Consider the following 19,226-nt stretch of genomic DNA (forward strand, 5'->3'; position numbering starts at 1 on the left):
GGTCGATCATGTGGAAGAACTATCTCGTCGTCGGCCTCCGGGCGCTCGTCAGGAACAAGACCTACGCCGTCATCAACATCGCCGACCTGTCGCTCGGGCTCGCCGCCTGCCTCACGGTGCTCCTCTACGTCCGCTACGAGCTCACCTATGACGCGTGGTTGCCCGATGCGGCGCGCACCTTCCAGCTGCAGCAGTGGATCACCCGCAGCGACGATCCGGACGTGGAGTTGGGCGGCACCCAGATGACGTCCTACGTCTCGGGGGAGCGGCTGCGCCAGTTCCCGCAGGTCGAGCAGGTCGTCTACGCGGGCCAGATGCAGCCCGTCATCCTCCAGGATGGCGAAGGCACGGTCAGCGACCATTTCCTCTTCGTCAACGGGCCGCTGTTCGATGTGCTGCGCATCCCCTTCCTGCGCGGCGACCCGGGACGGGCGCTGGTCGCCCCGGGCGAGCTGGTGCTGACCGAAACCGAGGCGCAGCGGCGCTTCGGCACGATCGACGTGGTCGGGCGAACCCTGGCCCTCGTCGCAGGCGGCCGGACGACCGACTACCGGATCGTCGGCGTCGTCCAGGACCCGCCCCGCGAAAGCCATCTCGCTTTGTCGGTGGTGGCACGCGTCGATTTCGAGACGCTGTACGGCGGCTCCGTCCCGTTCCTGACCCAGTGGATGCCGAAGAACGGCTGGGTCTATGCGCGGCTGCGGCCGGGCGCGGACGTCGCCGAGATCGCGCGGCAGATGCCCGCATGGGAGCGCCGCAACATTCCGGACCGGGTGATCGGCGGCGAACGGGTCAACCCCGGCACCGACGTCGACTGGCGGCTAATCAACGTGCGCGACATCCATCTCGGCGAATCGCAGAACGGGATGCGGCCGACCAACGATCGCGGGACGATCGTCGCGCTCGGGATCGTCGGCGTGCTGATCCTCGCCATGGCGGTCATCAACTTCGTCAATCTCGCCACCGCCCGCGCCGGCCAGCGCGCCCGCGAAGTGGCGCTGCGCAAGGTGCTCGGCGCCTCCAGGCGGCAGCTGATCGCCCAGTTCCTCGGCGAATCGATCCTGCTCACGGCGACCGCCATGCTGATCGCCGTGGCGCTGGTCGAGATGCTGCTGCCCACCGTCAACGCCTTGCTCGATGCCGATCTTCGGGTCCGCTATTTCGGTGAACAAGGGATGCTTCTGCCAATCCCGGGCCTCATCCTGATCGTCGGCGGCGCGGGGGGGCTCTATCCGGCCTTCATCCTGTCCCGCTACCGTCCCGCCTCGGTGCTCAAGGCCAACCAGTCGTCCACCGATCCGGCCGGCTCCGGTCGCCTGAGGAACATCCTCGTCGTCGGCCAGTTCGCGGTCTCGATCGCCCTCATCATCTGCACCTCGGTCATCTACGCGCAGACCGCCTTCGCGCGCACCATCGACGTCGGCTATCGCAGCGAGGGCATCCTCCAGGTCGGGAACATCTATCGCTCCGCCCTGCGCCCCGTCCTCGACACGATGCTGCGCGAGATCGGCGCGGTCGAAGGCGTTACCTCGGTCGGCCGTTCGACGATCGGCGTCGCCACCTGGGGCATGGAGAACATGACGGTCACCGCGCCCGGCGCGACCGAGCCGGTCGAGTTCGAGCTCTACCGGATCGATCCGGGCTTCTTCCGCACGATGGACATCCCGACTGTTGCCGGCCGCACCTTCAGCGAGCGGCAGGCGATGGACGACAGCACGCTGGCCGCCGACCTGCCGGACGGGGGGGCCGAAGCGACGATGGCGCGACGCGGCTACAATGTCGTGCTCAACGAGCTGGCCGCCCGGCGGCTGGGCTTCGCGCGACCCGCCGATGCGATCGGCCGGACCCTGCGCGCCGACGACGGCGACGTGGAGACGGTCGGGCGCACGCCCGTCACCATCATCGGCGTCGTCGGCAACAGCCGCTTCCGCTCGATCCGCGAGCCCGTCGCGGCGACGATGTTCCTCTACGAGCGGACCCAGCCGGGCTGGCTGCTGGTCCGCTATTCCGGGGATCCGACGGCGGTGCGCGACCGCGTCGAGCGGGTGTGGAAGCGGATCGCGCCGGAGGTCCCGTTCGAGGCCGAGTTCAGCGAGGACATCATCCGGCAGCTCTACGATGCCGAGGAGACGCGCAGCATCGTCTTCACGACCTTTGCCGCGCTTGCGGTGATCGTGGCCTGTCTCGGCCTGTTCGGCCTTGCCGCCTTCACCGCCGATCGGCGGACGAAGGAGATCGGCATCCGCAAGGTGTTCGGCGCGACCGTCCTGGACATCGTCAAGCTGCTCGCCTGGCAGTTCTCGAAGCCGGTGATCGTCGCCAACCTGATCGCCTGGCCGGTTGCCTGGTGGGTGATGCGCGACTGGCTGAACGGCTTCGACGCGCGGGTCGATCTCGGGCCGGGGCCATTCGTCGTCGCCGGCCTTCTCGCCTTCGTGATCGCGCTCGGCACCATCGCCGGCCATGCCCTGCGCGTGTCGCGGACCAACCCGATCGTGGCGCTCAGATATGAATGACGGCCCTCATGGTGACGTTCGTCGAACCGCCATCGACCTCCGCCGAATATCCGGGGCCGAAGCCGCCCCGCCTTGCCAGACAGGCTGATTGAGATGGGACCCGAAATGACCACCACCCTGATCCTTGCCGCGACCGCGCTGACGATCGCCGCGATGCTGACCGTCGCCGCTTCACGAGCCTGGCAGGGCTGGCTCGAGCTCAAGCGGCTCGAGCTCGCGCACCGGCGGACCGCGAACGAAGCGGAGGGCGACGTCGGCACGCGCATCGAGCTCGCCGCGGTGCGCGAGCGCCTGAAAAAGCTCGAGGCGATCGCGAGCGGCGTCGAGCTCTGACTTTTCCGGGCCGCGCCGCCGGGCTATGGCGGCGCCATGGCGAAGCAGCAGACTGACGGACCTGGCCTTGCGGCGCGGCTGGCGATCGGCGGCGTCGCGGGCGTCGCGGCTACCTTGGTCTTCGCGTCGACCGTCCGCCGCTTGCAGGGCGGCCGCGCCAACGCGCGCGACACCCTCGCGTCGTCGATCCGGCTCGGCGACTTCGCTTATGGCGCTGCCTTCGGCGCTTTCCTCGCGGCGACCAATCCCCGGCTCGGCCGGCTGACCGGCGCGCTTGCCGGCGGCGGGCTCTGGCTGGCGGGCGAGGCCGGGCTGCTGCCCAGGCTCACCGTGCGCCCGGCGACGGGTGCGGCGCCGGGCAGCGCCGTGCTGCTCGCGGGGCATCTCGCCTGGGGCTGGTCGGCGGCCGAAGCGATCCAGCGCGCCGCCGATGCCCATGCAGCGGTCCGCAGCACGCTCTCCGCCTAGTTAACGCCTGAGGCCGAAATCGTCATTGCGAGCGTAGCGAAGCAATCCAGAGCGGCGCTGGCGCGAGGACTGGATTGCCGCGTCGCTGCCGCGCAGCGGCAGTTTATCCTGAGCGACGCCGCAGGCGGCGTCGAAGGGCTCCTCGCAATGACGACGCCGGGGCCCTAGAATTCCTTCATCCGGGCGATGTTGCGCTCGGCGCGGCCGAGGACGTCCTCGGCGCTGTCGCCGGCGAGGATTGCGGCGACGCCGACCGTCGCCTCCAGCGCGACCTGCGCCCCGCCGAGATCGAGCGGCTGGCCGGCGATGAAGCGGGCGATCCGCTCGCCGGTGTCGATCGCGGAATCGGGATCGAGATGGTCGAGGATGAGGGTGAAGCCGCCGCCCAACCGCGCTGCCACGTCGGTCGTCCGGATCAGCCCTTTCACCAGCCGGGCGACATGGGCGAGCGCCGCGTCGCCGGCGATCCGCCCGCGCTCGGCATTGAGCCGCTTCAGCGCCTTGAGATCGATCGAGAGCAGGGCCGCCGGGGTGCCGTGGCGCTGCGCCTGGCGCACCACCCGGTCGAGCTCGCGGCGGAAGGCGCGTTCGTTGGCAAGCCCGGTGAGCGGATCGCTGTCGACCGCCTCCTCGAGATCGCCCAGCCGGGCGCGCGTCTCGGCCAGCGCCGCGCGCAGCAGCGCATTCTCGTCGGCCAGTCGTGCCAGCTCCTCGCGCACGTCCGGCGCGTCGTCATAGCGACTGCCTGGGTTCCTCGAAAATTCCGCCTGTGATGCCACTGCCCGGCCCTTGCCCACCAAAGGCCCGCTTTCTACGCCAGCACTGGTTAACAAGCCGCGAAGCGGCGATTGCTCTCGCGCGAGGCGGTGGTTAAGGACTGCGCTTCGCCGACCAAACAGGCTCGAAACGACATGACCGCCGGAGCGCCTCTCATCGGGATCATCATGGGCAGCCGCTCCGACTGGGAGACGATGAAGGGCGCGGCCGAGATGCTCGACGCCTTCGGCATTCCCTACGAGACCAAAGTGGTGTCGGCGCACCGCACGCCCGAGCGGCTCTACGACTATGCCCGCAGCGCCGTCGAGCGCGGGCTCAAGGCGATCATCGCCGGCGCCGGCGGCGCCGCGCACCTGCCCGGCATGGCCGCGTCGATGACCCGCCTGCCGGTGCTCGGCGTGCCGGTGGAATCGAAGGCCCTCAATGGCCTCGACAGCCTGCTCTCCATCGTCCAGATGCCCGCCGGCGTGCCGGTGGCGACGCTGGCGATCGGCCGGGCGGGCGCCGCCAATGCCGGTCTCCTCGCTGCGGCGATCCTCGCCACCGCCGATCCGGTGCTGGCCGCCCGGCTCGAGGCGTGGCGCACCAGGCAGACCGAGGGGGTCGCCGAAAGCCCCGAATGATCGTTCCGCCCGGCTCCACCATCGGCATCGTCGGCGGCGGCCAGCTCGGGCGCATGCTGAGCCTCGCCGCCGCCTCGCTCGGCTACAAGTGCCACATCTACGCGCCCGACGAGACGCCGCCCGCCGGCGAGGTCGCGGCGCACCTCACCCGCGGCCGTTTCGACGACGAGGACGCGCTGGCGCGCTTCGCCGGCCAGGTCGACGTCTGCACCTACGAGTTCGAGAATATCGCCGCCGGCCCGCTGAGCGCGATCGTCAGCCAGGTCCCGCTCTATCCCCCGCGCGAGTCCCTGGAGATCGCGCAGGATCGGTTGAGCGAGAAGAGCTTCGTCGTCCGCCAGGGCGGCCGCCCCGCCCCCTTCGCGCGGGTCGACGAGGCGGCCGGCCTCGAAGCGGCGCTCGCCGAAATCGGCACGCCTGCGATCCTGAAGACGCGGCGGCTGGGCTATGACGGCAAGGGCCAGGCGCGGATCGAGCGGCCCGAGGCGGCGCCCCTCGCCTGGGAAACCGTCGCCGCCGCCCCCTCGCTGCTCGAGAGCTTCGTCACCTTCGACGCCGAATTCTCGATCCTGCTGTGCCGGGGCACCGACGGCGAGACCGTCCTGTGGGACGCGCCGCGCAACATCCACAGGAGCGGCATCCTCGACCGTTCGATCGTGCCCGTCGAGCCCGCCCTCCAGCCCGCCGTCGCCGCCGCCGAGGCCCTCGCCCGCCGCGTCGCCGAGGCGCTCGACCATGTCGGCGTGCTGGCGCTGGAATTCTTCGCGGTCGGCGAGGAGGCGCTGTTCAACGAGATGGCACCGCGCGTCCACAACAGCGGCCACTGGACGATCGAGGGCGCGGTCAGCTCGCAGTTCGAGAACCACATCCGCGCGATCTGCGGCCTGCCGCTGGGCGCCACCGGCCGCACCGCGCCGCGCGTCGAGATGGTGAACCTGATCGGCCGCGACGCCGACGACTGGCGGACCCTGCTCGCCGAGCCCGGCGCGCACCTCCACCTCTACGGCAAGCGCCACGCCCGGCCGGGCCGCAAGATGGGCCACGTCACCCGGCTGAGCGCCTGAGCCCTCTTCTTGCCGCGGCGCGCGGACCCGAAACGGTCGACGGGCGTTGACCGGCAAACCATGGAGGAAGCCCATGCGACTGCTTTTCGCGCTCCCGCTCCTGTTCGCCGCCGCGTGCAGCGTCGAGAACGACCGCCAGAACGGCCAGACCACGATCAGCTATGACGCGCCCGGCGTCGAGAATGTCGTCGACGATGTCGGCCGGGCCGCCGAGGAGGCCGCGTCCGACGTCGGCAACGTCGCCGACCGCGCCGGCCGGGTGGTCGACAATGTCGACAACGGGATCGGCGACATCGACGTCAATCTCAACATCCGCCGCGACGGCGAGCCACGCAACTCGAACTGACGCGGCCCGTCAGACGCCGCGTTGCATTCGCGGCCCCGGCCCGCCATGGCTGTGCCGGCACGGACGGCGATCGACGGGAGCGAAACTGTGACTGCGGACGGCGAAGCCCTGGCCTCGATCGCGTTCGATGGCGAGATCATCCACTGGCGCGGCCCCGCCCCCTGGCTCTTCGTGCCGGTCCCGGCGGACCTGGTCGGCGAGGTCCGCTACGCCGCCCGCCTCGCCAGCTACGGCTGGGGCGTCGTCCCGGTCGAGGCGGCGATCGGCACGACCCGCTTCACCACCTCGCTCTTCCCGCAGGGCGACACCTATCTGCTGCCGGTCAAGGTGGCGGTGCAGAAGGCCGCCGGCGTCGGCCTGGGCGACCGGGTCAGCGTCCGGATGCGGATCGTGGCGCGCTGAGCCGGGGCCAGCCGTGGCCTGAACGTCGGGACGGAAGGATGGAGGAGTCATGGCCAGCCTGCTCTTCGAGGGCGAACTGTTCGCCGACTATTTCCAGATCTACCTGCGCGACGAGGATCACCCCGATCTCCCCGACGACTATACGGACGAGACGATCGCCCGCCGCCTCATGGCCGGGCCGCATGCGGTCGTCCTCCACACCGCGCGCAACATGACGGTGCCGGTGCGCGTCGAATGGCACGCCGAGCGTCCGGCGCCGGCTCTCGATGACTGGCAACATGTGGCCGAAACCGGCTTCGATTGCCCCACGGGCCGGCTCGTGCTCGCCGGTTTGACCGACTACGAAGCCACGTCCCCGCGGCTCGAGGTGACGACCGGGCCGCTCGGCGTGCGGGTGAACCTCTCCGGTCTCGACACGCTCAGCGAAAACGGGCTCGAAGGGGACGACCAGTATCTCGTGCAACTCTGGCCCGGCGCCGGACCGGACGGCGTGCGGGTGCTGAAGGCCTGGCCATGGCCATAGGAGAACGCCGATGGACTATGCGCAGCTGATCAAGCCCATCCGCCTGCCCGCCGGCTTCGCGGCGCCGCCCCGGCTGACCTTCGAGGACATCGTGGCGAGCCGGCTCGGCCGCGAGCATCTCGCCGAGGACGTCGCCGGCATCAACGCCAGCCTCGACCTGATCCGCGAGACCCGCGGCGGCGGCTGGCCGGCCGGGCCGGTCACCGAAGACGGCAATTATATCGATCTCGTCTGGCACGAATGCGAGTTCCGCGAGGGCTATTCGTTCAGCTACGCCGCCCACACCGATGCAGGCGAATATCTTGGCTGCTGCTATTTCTATCCCCTGGGACGGCGCACGCCGCTCTCGGAAGAGCTGGCGCGGTGCGACGCCGACGTCAACTGGTGGGTGACGCCGTCGGCCCATGTCCGCGGCTATTACGAGAAACTCTACCGGGCGCTCCGCCGCTGGGGGACGGCGGATTTCCCCTTCGCCGCCTTGCATTTCTCCAACCGGCGCGTCCCCGGCTGACCGCTGCCGGCGCCCGCGGATCTTTCCGTGCCGCGCGTTCAAATTCCAGCCGGGCGCGACGGCATGCCGATGGCCCGAGCGATGCGGGCCTCCCGCCAGCGTTTTGGGAGGCCCGCCGCTCACGTCGTCGATTGGGGGGCGATCGACGGGGGCTAAACCCGCTGCGCCGGCCGCTGTTCCCATGGAATCGTCCCGATCTCGATCAGCGCGCCCGGCTGGCGGCGCGGCCGCAATCCCCGGCTCATTCGGGAGTCGCCTTGATCCCGATCTGCGGCTACAAGCGTCCCACTGCTCCATGCGAAACGGCAGGACGGGCCGGCGGCGACGAACCTCCGGCCCGTTTTGAGTCGGAGAGCTTTTTGGGATCGCCCGCGCCGCATTCGATATGCGCCAGCCTCGCTTCGATAGTATCAACATTAACTATAAGGCGCGCTTCTTCCCGGTTACTTTGAAAACGAATAATATACCATGAAATAGACTTGCAGATGCAACAATCCAGTGACAGCTTCAGCAACGATAAGGAGGCGCGTCGCCATGCGTCGATTCGTTTATTGGGGACTCGTTGGCTGCCTGCTCGGGGCTGGCGCGTGCATTTCCCTCGCACCGCAGGGCAGCGTTGCTCAAATCTCCGATACGTCGACACGTGATCCCGCCGCAGCGGATCGTGCTTTGCTGGCGTTCGGCGAGACGCACCCTCATTGTCTCATCTGGACCAATTGGCAGAAGCTGTGCTCCCGGACTGGAGCTGATGGTGCCATTCATTGTACGGCTGACCCTGATCGGGCCGTTGAACCATCGGAGCCCTTTTGCGCAGGCGCAACGGCGCCGCATGCGACTTCAGCCTTTCGGGACAACTTTGGCGGTGCACGTCAATCAAGTCTGCGCTTTTGCGAAAGCCGCTGGCAGGGCTCAGAGGCGGAGGCGGTCAACGAAGGCGAGACGACGCTCTGTACCGCATTTACTGAGGGCCGCCCTTTCAACGGACGCCGGATCGCAGCAATGCGTCACCCGTGGTGCCAAGCGTGGTCGGACGCTCTCACAGGCGATCTAATTTGCTCTGAACGTGGCGGCAACGGCACCCCCAGCTGCTCCGGGTTGGCCGCGCGTCACTACGAGCATCCCCACTTGCTCGGCTGTTCTGAATGGGTCGACGCTGTCCCGTGTTCAAGACCCGTGGGAGGGCCTCCGCGACACACTTCCGCTGGTGGGCACGATCGCGCGATTGTTGGCGGCGTTCCGAATCCTGAAGGAAGCGCCGTCTGGGGAACCTTTTGTACGGAGTAGGAAAGCATGGCCGGTCATCGAACAACAGTATCGGGCCCAACGCGTGACGATCAACTTCCGAACAGCACTACCAGTGGAACCGGCTATCGCATCGGTGACAACTTCGTACTGACTGCTGGTCATATCGTGTTCGAATGGGACAGAAGTCGATCCAGCCCAGATATCATTGATGGGTCTAACACGATCGGTCTTTCATACCGAGGTTATGCAGGACAATATCTGGATTCAGTCAACCAATTGATTGCAGCGGGAGGAGCGATCCCGGTAAACGGGGTAATAGAGGCTGGCCTTGCTCGCTACGACACAGTCATCATTCAAGGCGGGGGACAGATAGGGTCATCTGCTGACGGCCTCGTCGTTTTTCTAGACGATAATGATCTCAAGAATCCGGGCGCGGCACTAAATGGGGCGTATGTGTCTCGAGAAGGAAACCGGACGGGGCATGTTGGCACCTCCGGATCGGGTAGCGTTACCGCTGTGGCGAACGGGCGATTGGAATATGACATTGCCGCGAACATTGGCGACAGTGGAGGGGTCTACCTGCTGAATTTCGGCGGACTGGACTACGTCATCGGTACCCATTCGTCGCAGGTCGGCTATCTGGATTCCACAGGCAACAACGTCATTCCGACGGGTCGCGCAATCGGCACCTATTTCACCTATCAAGAATGGCGCGACATCGATGCGCTGCTGGAAGAAGATCAAAGTGGCGACATCACCAGCGTCGAGCCAACTAACATGGTCGTTGGTACTTTGCAGGGAGACTTAATTACTGGATCGTACCGGCCCGACATCCTTCACGGAAGGGACGGCAACGACTTCATTCTCGACGGTGACAGCCTGTTTGACTCCGTCTGGGCCAATGACACACTGATCGGCGGCGCGGGAAGCGATCAATTCACCGCCGGCGCTGGCAACGACACGATCTGGGGCGGAGACGAAGGAGACAGGACTAACGGCGGCGCAGATACCGATACCGTCAGCTACAATGCATCACGCCCAGGGTATATCACGATCAACTTTCACGGAGACGGATCGAATACTGCCATCACTGTCAACGATGCGGAAGGCGGCACGGACACGCTACATTCGATCGAGAAGATCATTGCCACCGAGTATAGTGACTATCTCAACCTCTCGGGCCTGATCCCCAACGGCTACACGCTGACGATCGACATGGGGCCCGGCGCCGATGTCATCGCGAACGCCGAGGAACTCTCGGGCAGGATCGTCGTCAACATCGACGATCAGGGCACCGGCACCGCCAGCACACCGGACGGCGGTGGCACGATCAACCTCTTCAACGCCAAGACCCAGATCATCGGCTCCGCCTATGACGACGAGATCACCGACCTCGCCGTTCACGACGGCCTCAAGCGGATCGACGGCGGCGCGGGCGCCGACGTGATCACTGTCGACGGCAGCGATGCGATGATCTTCGGCGGCGAGGACACCGCTAGCGACATCCTGACCGGCGGCGACGGCAACGACATGATCGTCAGCGGCTGGAGCGGCGGCGATGAGATGTATGGCGGCGGGGGCAACGACTATCTCGTGGTGGCGGGCAGTGGGGATTCTGCCGAGGGCGGCTCGGGCGACGACTATATCGAGGTCACGGCGATCTTGGATGCCTATGTTGCGGGCGGTGCCGGCAATGACGTGATCATGCTCCTTCCGCCTGAGGACGGCGATCTCGACATCACCGTCGAGTTCGGCGCCAATGACGGGCACGACACCGTAATCGCGCGCGATGCCGACGGCGTCACCCACCGTCACACCGGCAGGTTCGACCTCTCCAGCCTTGCCAAGGATGATGTGACGGTGATCTGGGATGCGCAGATCATCGCCGACAATCCTCCGTCGGGACCAGGCCTCTACGGCACGGTGCAGCTCCGCGGCGACTTGGTCGTCAGGGTCAACGCGACCGGGGCCACGATCCTGTTCGAAGACGTAACGGGTTCGAACGAATATGAGGACGACCCGTCGGACGCCTTGTCGGGACCTTTCTACAAGGAGGATGGCCGTCCCAGCTTCGACATCGATCTCCCCTCCATCGAACTGTCTGAGGATACACTCAGCGTTCTCGACTTCCTGCACAATTATGGCCTCAGCCCCGAGGTCGTGCTTCAGACCGGATCGGTCGCGGCATACAAGACGGCCCTAGAGGATTATCGAGACGGTGTGGCGGGCGACCCTTTGGACAATCAGGGCACGTCCGGCGCCGACGATCTGCGTGGCAGTCGCGGGGATGACGAGATCGGAGGCGGCGATGGAGACGACAATTTCCATTCTTCCGGCGGAACGGACACGATCGACGGCGGGAATGGCGCCGACACGCTGAGCCTGTTCGGCGCACGTGAAAACTTCATCTTCACCCATGAGATGGATGGAACGGTTTCCGTCCAGGGCATGAGTGGACTGGAAGGCCGGATCCGGCTGACCTCGGTTGAAACCGTCTATTTCGTGACCGACAATCAGAGCCATGCCACCGATGACCTCGTGACCGACTATAACGGCACGTCCGGCGCCGACCTCTTGGTCGGCACAAGCAATGACGACTATCTTTTCGGTCTGGCGGGCAACGACACGCTAAGGGCCCTTGATGGAAACGACGTCATCGAAGGCGGTGAAGGCGACGACGACTATGAGTTGGGTCTAGGTGACGACGAAACCTATGACGAGGCAGGAAACGATGCCTACCGATATGATCCGGGTGACGGCGACGACGCAATCTTCGACGAGACCGGCACGGATTATCTCTCATTCGGCAGCGGCATCGATCCGGCCGACGTGGTCGTGACAGCGGATGGCAGCGACTATGTCCTGTCTTTCGATGGCATGGCCGGCAGCGTGACGATCGGGCTCGGCGTCGAAGAGGACTATGCCATCGAGGAAGTCCGCTTCGCCGACTCCACCGTTTGGACCGACGAGGACCTCTACGACATGGCATTCGGCCAGCAGCTGATGGGCGGCGGCGGCGAGGAGTTTGCACATGCGGCCGTCTGGCAACCGGACGAAATGGCCTCCGTTCCGCTCCGATACGGCTACATGGCCGACTTCCACTGTTACGTGCCCTGAGGACCGGTCGGAACAGGGCGCACAAAAAGGGCCGCCCTTCGGCGGCCCTTTGTTTGGCTTGAAACCGGATAAACGGCGCTCCCGAATGCCGTTTGGGGGGACGGCACGACGAGCAACGCCACTTTTACCCAAGCAATTCCTGTTCGAGCTTCTTGGCCATCTCCTCGATATTCTCCGGCGGCCAGCCCGGGATGTCCATGCCGAGGCGGAGGCCCATGCTCGCGAGGACCTCCTTGATCTCGTTGAGGCTCTTGCGGCCGAAGTTCGGCGTGCGGAGCATCTCCGCCTCGGTCTTCTGGACCAGGTCGCCGATGTAGATGATGTTGTCGTTCTTGAGGCAGTTGGCGCTGCGCACGCTCAATTCCAGCTCGTCCACCTTCTTCAAGAGGTAGCGGTTGAGCTGGTTGGCGTCGGCCTCGGTCTGCTCGGCGCTCGGCACCGCGATGCCGGCCATGGTCGGCACGCTTACCATGCCCTCGTCGAAGTGGACGAAGAGCTGGAGCTGGTCCTGCAGGATCCGCGCCGCATAGGCGATGCCGTCGTCCGGGCTCACCGTGCCATCGGTCTCGACCGTCAGCGTCAGCTTGTCATAGTCGAGCTCCTGCCCGACGCGGGTGTTCTCGACCTTGTAGCTGACCTGGCGCACCGGGCTGAACAGCGCATCGACCGGGATGAGGCCGATCGGCGCGTCGGCCGGGCGGTTGGCGGCGGCCGGGACATAGCCCTTGCCGGTCTCGGCGGTGAGCTCCATGTTGAGCGTCGCGCCCTCGTCCAGGTGGCAGATGACGAGATCGGGGTTCATCACCTCGATGTCGCCGGTGACCGCGATCTGGCCGGCGGTGATCTCGCCCGGGCCGGTGGCCGACAGCGTCAGGCGCTTGGGCCCCTCGCCTTCCATCCGGAGCGCGACCTGCTTCACGTTCAAAACGATGTCGGTCACGTCCTCGCGCACGCCCGCGAGGCTCGAGAATTCGTGGAGCACGCCCTCGATCTTGATCGACGTGACGGCGGCGCCCTGCAGCGAGGAGAGCAGCACCCGGCGCAGCGAGTTGCCGAGCGTGAGGCCGAAGCCGCGCTCCAGCGGCTCGGCCACGAAGGTCGCCTTGCGGCGGCTGTCGCCGCCGACCTTCTTCTCCAGCGCGTTGGGCTTCTTCATTTCCTGCCAGTTCTTTGCGTTGACGGCCATGATGTTCCCTTGGCTGTTGGGGAAGCCGAGAGGGGCAGCTTCCCGAGGTATTCTCAAAAACTTCGTCTTCAACCCGCCGCGCCGGTGCGGCGCGGGCTCGGGGTCAGGCGCCCGGACTAGACCCGACGCCGCTTCGAGGGGCGGACGCCGTTGTGCGGGATCGGGGTCACGTCGCGGATCGAGGTGATCGTAAAGCCGACCGCCTGCAGCGCCCGGAGCGCGCTCTCGCGGCCCGAGCCGGGGCCCTTCACCTCGACCTCGAGGGTCCGGACGCCATGTTCGGCGGCCTTCTTGCCGGCGTCCTCGGCGGCAACCTGGGCGGCATAGGGAGTCGACTTGCGGCTGCCCTTGAAGCCCATCATGCCGGCCGAGCTCCAGGCGATCGCATTGCCCTGCGCGTCGGTGATGGTGATCATCGTGTTGTTGAAGCTGGCGTTCACATGGGCGACGCCGGCGGTGATGTTCTTGCGCTCGCGACGGCGAAGGCGCTGCGGTTCACGTGCCATGTCTTGTCTGACCTAACCTGAAGTTCGTTGCTGTGACGCCGGTGCGGCTCAAGCACGCCTCCGGCGGAGTAATTCGTCCCCCGGACGAATTACTTCTTCTTGCCCGCGATCGGCTTGGCCTTGCCCTTGCGGGTGCGCGCGTTGGTGTGCGTGCGCTGGCCGCGGACCGGCAGGCCCTTGCGATGGCGCAGGCCGCGGTAGCAGGCGAGGTCCATCAGCCGCTTGATGTTCATCGCCGTCTCGCGGCGGAGGTCGCCCTCCACCGTATGGTCGGCGTCGATCGCCTCGCGGATGTGCAGCACTTCGGCGTCGGTCAGGTCCTGGACGCGGCGCTCGGCGGGGATGCCCAGCTTCGCGGCGATTTCCTTCGCCTTGGTGCGGCCGATGCCGTGGATGTAGGTCAGCGCGATCTCGACGCGCTTGTTGGTCGGGATGTTGACGCCCGCAATACGTGCCATATTCTCTTATCTCCTGCTCCACAGGCCGCAATGGCGCGCGGCCCATCTCAGCGCTTCGTAAATCCCCCAAACAGGCAAAGCCGACGCGCGCACGAATGCGCCGCCGGGCGACCGGTTAACGGGATGAACGGCAGATAGGGAGTCGCGCGCGTGGAGTCAAGCGGCGCGGCCGCGCGCTTCGGCGAGCGGATAGAGCGCCTGATCCTCGCGGGTGATCCGGTCGGCGAGCGCATCGAGGATCGTCTTGGTCTCGGTGCGAAACGCCTCCCATTCGCGCGCGACCCGAAGGTCGTTCCAGCGCGCCATGTAGGCGGTGAAATCGGCGGCGAAGCTGCCGGTTTCGTCCCTGAGGCGAGCGGCGACCCTGACCGCCTCGGCATCCGCCGATCGCATCAGGGCGGGATAGAAGAGACGATCCTCGATCGCGAGATGGGTGATGAGCTCGCGCGCGAGGCGCCAGCGCAGCGCCGCCACTGGCTGCAGCTTGTCGCCGCGCTCGACGGCGGTGCGCAGCTCGGCGGCGATCCGCATGATCCCTTCGTGCTGCGCGCGCAGGTCCTCGACGTTCATGCCCATGCCCCCTGTACATGTCCCGTGTTATCGGTATCGCGGCCCCTTCTGCCGCGCCGGCATGAACCTCACTCTAAGGCCCGACCCCGTGCGACTACGGGGTCGGGCCGCGCAGATGTGTTAATAGCCGGTGCGCGTGCAGAGCGTATCGGCGAGATAGACCCCGCGCCCCACCGTCTCGAGGGCCTCGCGGGCCGAGCCGTTCCAGCCGCGGTCGCGGCAGAAGCGGTCGGCCGTCCGCGCGGCGCAGTTCGCATTGGCCTGGCCGCGTTCGCAGGCCTCGACCCGGCGGCCGCGCTCGCTGGGGGCCGGGAAGAACTCGGCCGCCATGCCGCGCAGCGAGCGGTCCGGCGTTGGCGGCGGGGGCGGCTCGGGCGGCCGCGGACCGCCGCCGCCGGGCAGCGGGCGCATCGAGCCGAGACGATTGAGGAAGTTGACCTGACGCCTGAGATCCGGCGTGTCGCGGTCCACCGTCGTGCACTGGCCGCGATAATTGGCGAGCGTGCACAGCTCCCAGCGCCCGTAGCGCACCCGGATCGAACGGACCGGCCAGGCGAGGCCGAGATTGGGATCGGCGCGGCTGACGTTCACCGCGGGGCCGGAATAGCCGACGTCGCGATAGATGATCGCCTCGCCGGGGAAGTCCGGGCTGGGGCGGCGCTCCTCCTGCTGGGCGGCGGACGGCGCGGCGAGCAGGGTGGTGGCAAGCAGGGCGACGACGAAACGGCGATCCATGACGCTCTCCCTCGTTTCTCGCCCCCCGGCGCCCGGACGGCATAGCATGGAACGGCCCCGTATCGAAACCTGCGCGAAACCGCGCGCTGCACCGCAACAAAACGGGGGACGAACTGGCAGGCTTGGGCTATCCTCGCCACCGGATCGCCACAGGAGAGCGCAGGATGACGGACACGGTGAGCCGGGACGAACAGGCCGACACGTCGCCAGCGCCGCGCACGATCGGCCAGAATCCCGACATCCGCTATCTCGGCCGCCTGCTCGGCGACGTCATCCGCGCGGCCGAGGGCGATGCGATGTTCCGGCGGATCGAATATATCCGCGCCACCTCGGTCGACCGTCACCGCGGCATCGCGCAGGGCGACGCGATCGATCCCGGCCTCGACGCGCTCGACATCGACGACACGCTGACCTTCGTCCACAGCTTCATGCTGTTCTCGCTGCTCGCCAACCTCGCCGAGGACCGGCAGGGCTTCACCTCCGAGCCGGGCGGGACCTTGCCCGAAGCGCTGGACATCCTCGCCGGCCAGGGGATCGACGCCGCCGTGGCCGCCGATCTGCTCGACGGGGCACTGGTCGCCCCGGTGCTCACCGCCCATCCGACCGAGGTCCGGCGCAAGAGCGTGATCGACCACCGCAACCGCATTGCCGAGCTGATGAAGCTGCGCGATGCGGGCGTCGCGGAAACGCCTGAAGGCGACGCGATCGAGGACGCGCTGGTGCGCCAGATCGGGCTCCTCTGGCAGACCCGGCCGCTGCGGCGCGAGCGGCTGTTCGTCGCCGACGAGGTCGAGACCGCTTTGTCCTACCTGCGCGACGTGTTCCTGCCGGTGCTGCCCGCGGTCTATGCGCGCTGGGAACGGGCGCTCGGCCGGCGACCGAAGAGCTTCCTCAGGCCCGGCAGCTGGATCGGCGGCGACCGCGACGGCAACCCGTTCGTCAATGCCGACTCGCTCCGGCTCGCGCTGGGTCGCGCCGCCGAGACGGTGATTGGCCACTATCTCGACGCGGTCCACGCGCTCGGCGCCGAGCTCTCCATTTCCCGAGAGCATGCCGACGTGCCGGAAGACGTGCTGGCGCTCGCCGAGCGGTCCGGCGACCAGGGCCTCGCGCGACAGGACGAGCCCTACCGGCGGGCGCTTTCCGGCATCTACGGCCGGCTGGCGGCGACCTACGAACGGATCTGCGGGCGTCCGCCGCAGCGCGCCGCAGCCGTGGCGGGCGAGCCTTATGACCGGCCCGAGGCGTTCGGCGCCGAGCTGGCGACGATCGCGGCGGGGCTGGGCGAGATCGGCGGCGGTCCGGTCGCGCGCCTGATCCGTGCGGTCGAGACCTTCGGCTTCCACCTCGCCACGCTCGATCTCAGGCAGAATTCCGACGTGCACGAGCGCGTCGTCGCCGAGCTGCTGAAGACCGCAGGAGTCGAGGCCGATCATGCGGCGCTCGACGAGGCGGCGCGGATTGCGTTGCTCCGTAGCGAGCTGGCCAGCGCGCGCCCGCTCGCCTCCCCCTTCGCTGCCTATTCGGACGAAATGGTGTCCGAGCTGGGAATCGTCCGTGCCGCCGCCGAGGCCCACGCCGCCTACGGCCCGCAGGCGATCACCACCTACATCATCTCCAAGGCCGGCAGCGTCTCCGACCTGCTCGAAGTCTTCGTGATGCTGAAGGAGGCGGGGCTCTGGCGCGCCGGCGATCCGCCCCACGCCGCGCTGATGGTCGTCCCCCTGTTCGAGACGATCGAGGATCTGGAGGCGGCGCCGGACATCATGCGCGCCTTCTTCGGCCTCCCCGAAATGGCGGCGATCACCAAGGCGCGCGGCCATCAGGAGGTGATGCTCGGCTATTCGGATTCGAACAAGGACGGCGGCTACCTGACGTCGGTCTGGAGCCTGCAGAAGGCGAGCCGGGCGCTGGCCGGCGTGTTCGCGGAGGCGGGTATCCGCCTGCAGCTCTTCCACGGCCGGGGCGGCGCGGTCGGGCGGGGCGGCGGCTCCAGCTTGGCGGCGATCCGCGCCCAGCCCAGCGGCACCGTCCAGGGCCGCATCCGCATCACCGAGCAGGGCGAGGTGATCGCCGCCAAATATGGCACGCCGGAAAGCGCCATCGCCAATCTCGACGCCATTGCATCTGCCACGCTACTCGCCAGCCTCGAGACCCGCTCGGCGCGGCGGCGCGACCGCTTCTACGCGGCGATGGAGCGGATTTCGGCCGAGGCCTTCGCCGCCTATCGCGACCTCGTCTACGGCACCGAGGGCTTCCGCATCTTCTTCCGCCAGATGACGCCGATCGCCGAGATTTCCGGCCTCAAGATCGGCTCGCGCCCGGCCAGCCGCAACCAGTCCGGCCGGATCGAGGACCTGCGCGCCATCCCCTGGGTCTTCTCCTGGAGCCAGGCGCGGGTGATGCTGCCCGGCTGGTACGGCGTCGGCCACGGCCTCGCCGCCTTCGGCAGCGTCGAGGAACTCAGGGAGATGCGCGAGGCCTGGCCCTTCTTCCGCACCACGCTCGACAATCTGGAGATGGTGCTGGCGAAATCCGACATGGGCATTGCCGCCCGCTATGCCGAGCTGGTCGAGGATCAGGGCCTGCGCGACGCCCTGTTCAACCGCATCCGCGACGGCTGGCACCGCACCCACGATTGCCTGCTGAGCATCACCGGCGAATCCCGCCTGCTCGAAAGTCAGCCCGCCCTCGACGCCTCGATCCGCCTGCGCCTCCCCTATATCGAGCCCCTGAACCTCCTCCAGATCGAACTGATGAAACGCCACCGCGCCGGCGAGGACGACCCGCGCATCGCGGAGGGCATCCAGCTCTCGATCAACGCGATCGCGACGGCGCTACGGAATTCGGGGTAGCTGCCCGCCTGTCGTGGCGGACTTGATCCGGCATCCATCTGTTCTCTGGTGAGGAGAGCCACGATCCGGATCATCTATAAATGGAAAGCCGACGTTAGGATTTTCGCGCTTATTCTCCCGGCACGACAGCGAGCGATCGATTCAACCCTGATGCGGCATCTCAAGAGAACCCGTTTCCTTAGTCATTGGGTGATCGCTGCCGTAACGTCAGTGGCGGCGTTTCCGGCTCCGTCCCAAGCCTGCCGCATCAGCGTCCGTCCCAATCTCGAAGACGTAAATTATGCCGACGTCGTAGTGGTGGGCCGCATCTCCAACTACCGCATTATCCGCGATGAGGCGTTTCGCCGACGGATGCTGACATCACCTAGTCTGCCCGCCGACCTGCGCAGAATCTACCAAGACCCTCAGCAAGGTTTACTCACCGACTATGTGCGTTTCGATATCCTCGTCGATGAAGTGCTCGTTGGCCCCGCTCCGCGCAGGGTCTCGGTGACGTGGGACAATTCGACTTTCGCTGAACCCGAGCGAATGCCGCCTGGATCCCATCTCATCGCGCTGCGCCGGCCTGCCTCCGTCGCTCCGGGGCTCGAGCGCGACGATCATGCCCAATCCCGATCCCAGTACTCTGACGCTCCTCCAGGCGCCTTGCTCAAGCGCTTTCATATACGAAACTGGGAGCGAGCAGGCGCGTGCTATCCGCAGGATTCTGGCCACGCGGCGATAGCGGGCCGGGTCCGCAACGGGTCGAATACAAATGTCCTTCGAATGTTGGATACAAATAGGATTTCGTCTGTCACGCTGATCCGCGACCGGGCTCAGGCTCGGGTCGACGGCTCTTTCGATCGTTCATCGATCCGCGACGCTTCTCGAAGCGTGACATTCGCCGCGTTTGGGAGGGGATTTTCTCGCCCAAGGAAGCTGAAACTTATGAAACTTCCGCTCGGCCCTCCTCCGATCCGGAAACCGGGGTGGGCCGAGGCCCACCCCGCAC

The 19,226-nt window shown here is 67.0% G+C and carries 17 protein-coding genes; 11 read left to right on the top strand and 6 right to left on the bottom strand.

Annotated elements, in window-relative coordinates; translation table 11 throughout:
- Positions 1 to 8: 8 nt before the first annotated feature.
- The 3 genes from RCO27_RS07660 (at position 9) to RCO27_RS07670 (ending at position 3,317) form a co-directional block, all read left to right on the top strand.
- On the top strand, positions 9 to 2,516 hold the full coding sequence (locus RCO27_RS07660; protein ID WP_309002078.1) for an FtsX-like permease family protein: 2,508 nt from the start codon (positions 9 to 11) through the stop codon (positions 2,514 to 2,516).
- Positions 2,517 to 2,621: 105 nt separating this feature from the next.
- Positions 2,622 to 2,849: a hypothetical protein gene (locus RCO27_RS07665; protein WP_309002079.1), complete on the top strand. Its 228-nt coding sequence runs from the start codon at positions 2,622 to 2,624 to the stop codon at positions 2,847 to 2,849.
- A gap of 36 nt (positions 2,850 to 2,885) precedes the next feature.
- Positions 2,886 to 3,317 carry a hypothetical protein gene (locus RCO27_RS07670; RefSeq protein ID WP_309002080.1) on the top strand — a complete coding sequence of 144 codons (432 nt, stop codon included), beginning with the start codon at positions 2,886 to 2,888 and terminating at the stop codon, positions 3,315 to 3,317.
- Positions 3,318 to 3,481: 164 nt separating this feature from the next.
- Here the strand turns inward: RCO27_RS07670 and RCO27_RS07675 are convergent, their stop codons facing one another.
- The gene (locus tag RCO27_RS07675; RefSeq protein WP_309002081.1) at positions 3,482 to 4,096 is read right to left on the bottom strand and encodes a GGDEF domain-containing protein; all 615 of its coding nucleotides are present in this window, start codon (positions 4,094 to 4,096) and stop codon (positions 3,482 to 3,484) included.
- A gap of 132 nt (positions 4,097 to 4,228) precedes the next feature.
- On the opposite strand from RCO27_RS07675, the gene purE reads away from it, so the two are divergent.
- From purE to RCO27_RS07710, 7 genes are all read left to right on the top strand, one after another.
- Positions 4,229 to 4,717 carry a 5-(carboxyamino)imidazole ribonucleotide mutase gene (gene purE / locus RCO27_RS07680; protein WP_309002082.1) on the top strand — a complete coding sequence of 163 codons (489 nt, stop codon included), beginning with the start codon at positions 4,229 to 4,231 and terminating at the stop codon, positions 4,715 to 4,717.
- Positions 4,714 to 5,781, top strand: a complete 1,068-nt coding sequence (locus RCO27_RS07685) for a 5-(carboxyamino)imidazole ribonucleotide synthase (RefSeq protein ID WP_309002083.1) — start codon at positions 4,714 to 4,716, stop codon at positions 5,779 to 5,781. The genes purE and RCO27_RS07685 overlap by 4 nt, the downstream gene beginning before the upstream one ends.
- Positions 5,782 to 5,854: 73 nt before the next feature.
- Entirely contained in the window at positions 5,855 to 6,127 is a 273-nt protein-coding gene (locus RCO27_RS07690; protein ID WP_309002084.1) for a hypothetical protein, read from the top strand.
- Positions 6,128 to 6,214: 87 nt separating this feature from the next.
- Entirely contained in the window at positions 6,215 to 6,529 is a 315-nt protein-coding gene (locus RCO27_RS07695; RefSeq protein WP_309002085.1) for a DUF1905 domain-containing protein, read from the top strand.
- 49 nt (positions 6,530 to 6,578) lie between these two features.
- Complete coding sequence (locus RCO27_RS07700) at positions 6,579 to 7,052, top strand: hypothetical protein (protein WP_309002086.1); 474 nt, start codon at positions 6,579 to 6,581, stop codon at positions 7,050 to 7,052.
- 10 nt (positions 7,053 to 7,062) lie between these two features.
- Positions 7,063 to 7,563 carry a hypothetical protein gene (locus tag RCO27_RS07705; RefSeq protein ID WP_309002087.1) on the top strand — a complete coding sequence of 167 codons (501 nt, stop codon included), beginning with the start codon at positions 7,063 to 7,065 and terminating at the stop codon, positions 7,561 to 7,563.
- 1,290 nt (positions 7,564 to 8,853) lie between these two features.
- On the top strand, positions 8,854 to 11,925 hold the full coding sequence (locus RCO27_RS07710; RefSeq protein WP_309002088.1) for a calcium-binding protein: 3,072 nt from the start codon (positions 8,854 to 8,856) through the stop codon (positions 11,923 to 11,925).
- A gap of 124 nt (positions 11,926 to 12,049) precedes the next feature.
- Here the strand turns inward: RCO27_RS07710 and RCO27_RS07715 are convergent, their stop codons facing one another.
- The 5 genes from RCO27_RS07715 to RCO27_RS07735 form a co-directional block, all read right to left on the bottom strand.
- A complete protein-coding gene (locus tag RCO27_RS07715; RefSeq protein WP_309002089.1) occupies positions 12,050 to 13,111 on the bottom strand; it encodes a DNA-directed RNA polymerase subunit alpha in 1,062 nt (353 codons plus the stop codon).
- Between the two features lie 116 nt (positions 13,112 to 13,227).
- Positions 13,228 to 13,617, bottom strand: a complete 390-nt coding sequence (gene rpsK / locus RCO27_RS07720; RefSeq protein ID WP_135086426.1) for a 30S ribosomal protein S11 — start codon at positions 13,615 to 13,617, stop codon at positions 13,228 to 13,230.
- 89 nt (positions 13,618 to 13,706) lie between these two features.
- On the bottom strand, positions 13,707 to 14,075 hold the full coding sequence (rpsM, locus tag RCO27_RS07725; RefSeq protein WP_309002090.1) for a 30S ribosomal protein S13: 369 nt from the start codon (positions 14,073 to 14,075) through the stop codon (positions 13,707 to 13,709).
- A gap of 156 nt (positions 14,076 to 14,231) precedes the next feature.
- The gene (locus RCO27_RS07730) at positions 14,232 to 14,645 is read right to left on the bottom strand and encodes a hemerythrin domain-containing protein (RefSeq protein ID WP_309002091.1); all 414 of its coding nucleotides are present in this window, start codon (positions 14,643 to 14,645) and stop codon (positions 14,232 to 14,234) included.
- 120 nt (positions 14,646 to 14,765) lie between these two features.
- Positions 14,766 to 15,380, bottom strand: coding sequence for a beta/gamma crystallin-related protein (locus RCO27_RS07735; RefSeq protein ID WP_309002092.1), 615 nt, complete (start codon positions 15,378 to 15,380; stop codon positions 14,766 to 14,768).
- Positions 15,381 to 15,544: 164 nt separating this feature from the next.
- Here RCO27_RS07735 and ppc point away from each other — a divergent pair, with 164 nt between their 5' ends.
- Positions 15,545 to 18,235, top strand: a complete 2,691-nt coding sequence (gene ppc, locus RCO27_RS07740) for a phosphoenolpyruvate carboxylase (protein WP_309002093.1) — start codon at positions 15,545 to 15,547, stop codon at positions 18,233 to 18,235.
- Positions 18,236 to 19,226: the final 991 nt, after the last annotated feature.

Source organism: Sphingosinicella sp. LHD-64 (genome assembly GCF_031157375.1).
Classification (GTDB): Bacteria; Pseudomonadota; Alphaproteobacteria; order Sphingomonadales; family Sphingomonadaceae; genus Allosphingosinicella.

Coding starts and splice junctions, on each gene's coding strand:
- RCO27_RS07660 (WP_309002078.1), top strand. CDS start 9: ATGTGGAAGAACTATCTCGTCGTCGGCCTCCGGGCGCTCGTCAGGAAC.
- RCO27_RS07665 (WP_309002079.1), top strand. CDS start 2,622: ATGACCACCACCCTGATCCTTGCCGCGACCGCGCTGACGATCGCCGCG.
- RCO27_RS07670 (WP_309002080.1), top strand. CDS start 2,886: ATGGCGAAGCAGCAGACTGACGGACCTGGCCTTGCGGCGCGGCTGGCG.
- purE (WP_309002082.1), top strand. CDS start 4,229: ATGACCGCCGGAGCGCCTCTCATCGGGATCATCATGGGCAGCCGCTCC.
- RCO27_RS07685 (WP_309002083.1), top strand. CDS start 4,714: ATGATCGTTCCGCCCGGCTCCACCATCGGCATCGTCGGCGGCGGCCAG.
- RCO27_RS07690 (WP_309002084.1), top strand. CDS start 5,855: ATGCGACTGCTTTTCGCGCTCCCGCTCCTGTTCGCCGCCGCGTGCAGC.
- RCO27_RS07700 (WP_309002086.1), top strand. CDS start 6,579: ATGGCCAGCCTGCTCTTCGAGGGCGAACTGTTCGCCGACTATTTCCAG.
- RCO27_RS07705 (WP_309002087.1), top strand. CDS start 7,063: ATGGACTATGCGCAGCTGATCAAGCCCATCCGCCTGCCCGCCGGCTTC.
- RCO27_RS07710 (WP_309002088.1), top strand. CDS start 8,854: ATGGCCGGTCATCGAACAACAGTATCGGGCCCAACGCGTGACGATCAA.
- RCO27_RS07715 (WP_309002089.1), bottom strand. CDS start 13,111: ATGGCCGTCAACGCAAAGAACTGGCAGGAAATGAAGAAGCCCAACGCG.
- rpsK (WP_135086426.1), bottom strand. CDS start 13,617: ATGGCACGTGAACCGCAGCGCCTTCGCCGTCGCGAGCGCAAGAACATC.
- rpsM (WP_309002090.1), bottom strand. CDS start 14,075: ATGGCACGTATTGCGGGCGTCAACATCCCGACCAACAAGCGCGTCGAG.
- RCO27_RS07730 (WP_309002091.1), bottom strand. CDS start 14,645: ATGAACGTCGAGGACCTGCGCGCGCAGCACGAAGGGATCATGCGGATC.
- RCO27_RS07735 (WP_309002092.1), bottom strand. CDS start 15,380: ATGGATCGCCGTTTCGTCGTCGCCCTGCTTGCCACCACCCTGCTCGCC.
- ppc (WP_309002093.1), top strand. CDS start 15,545: ATGACGGACACGGTGAGCCGGGACGAACAGGCCGACACGTCGCCAGCG.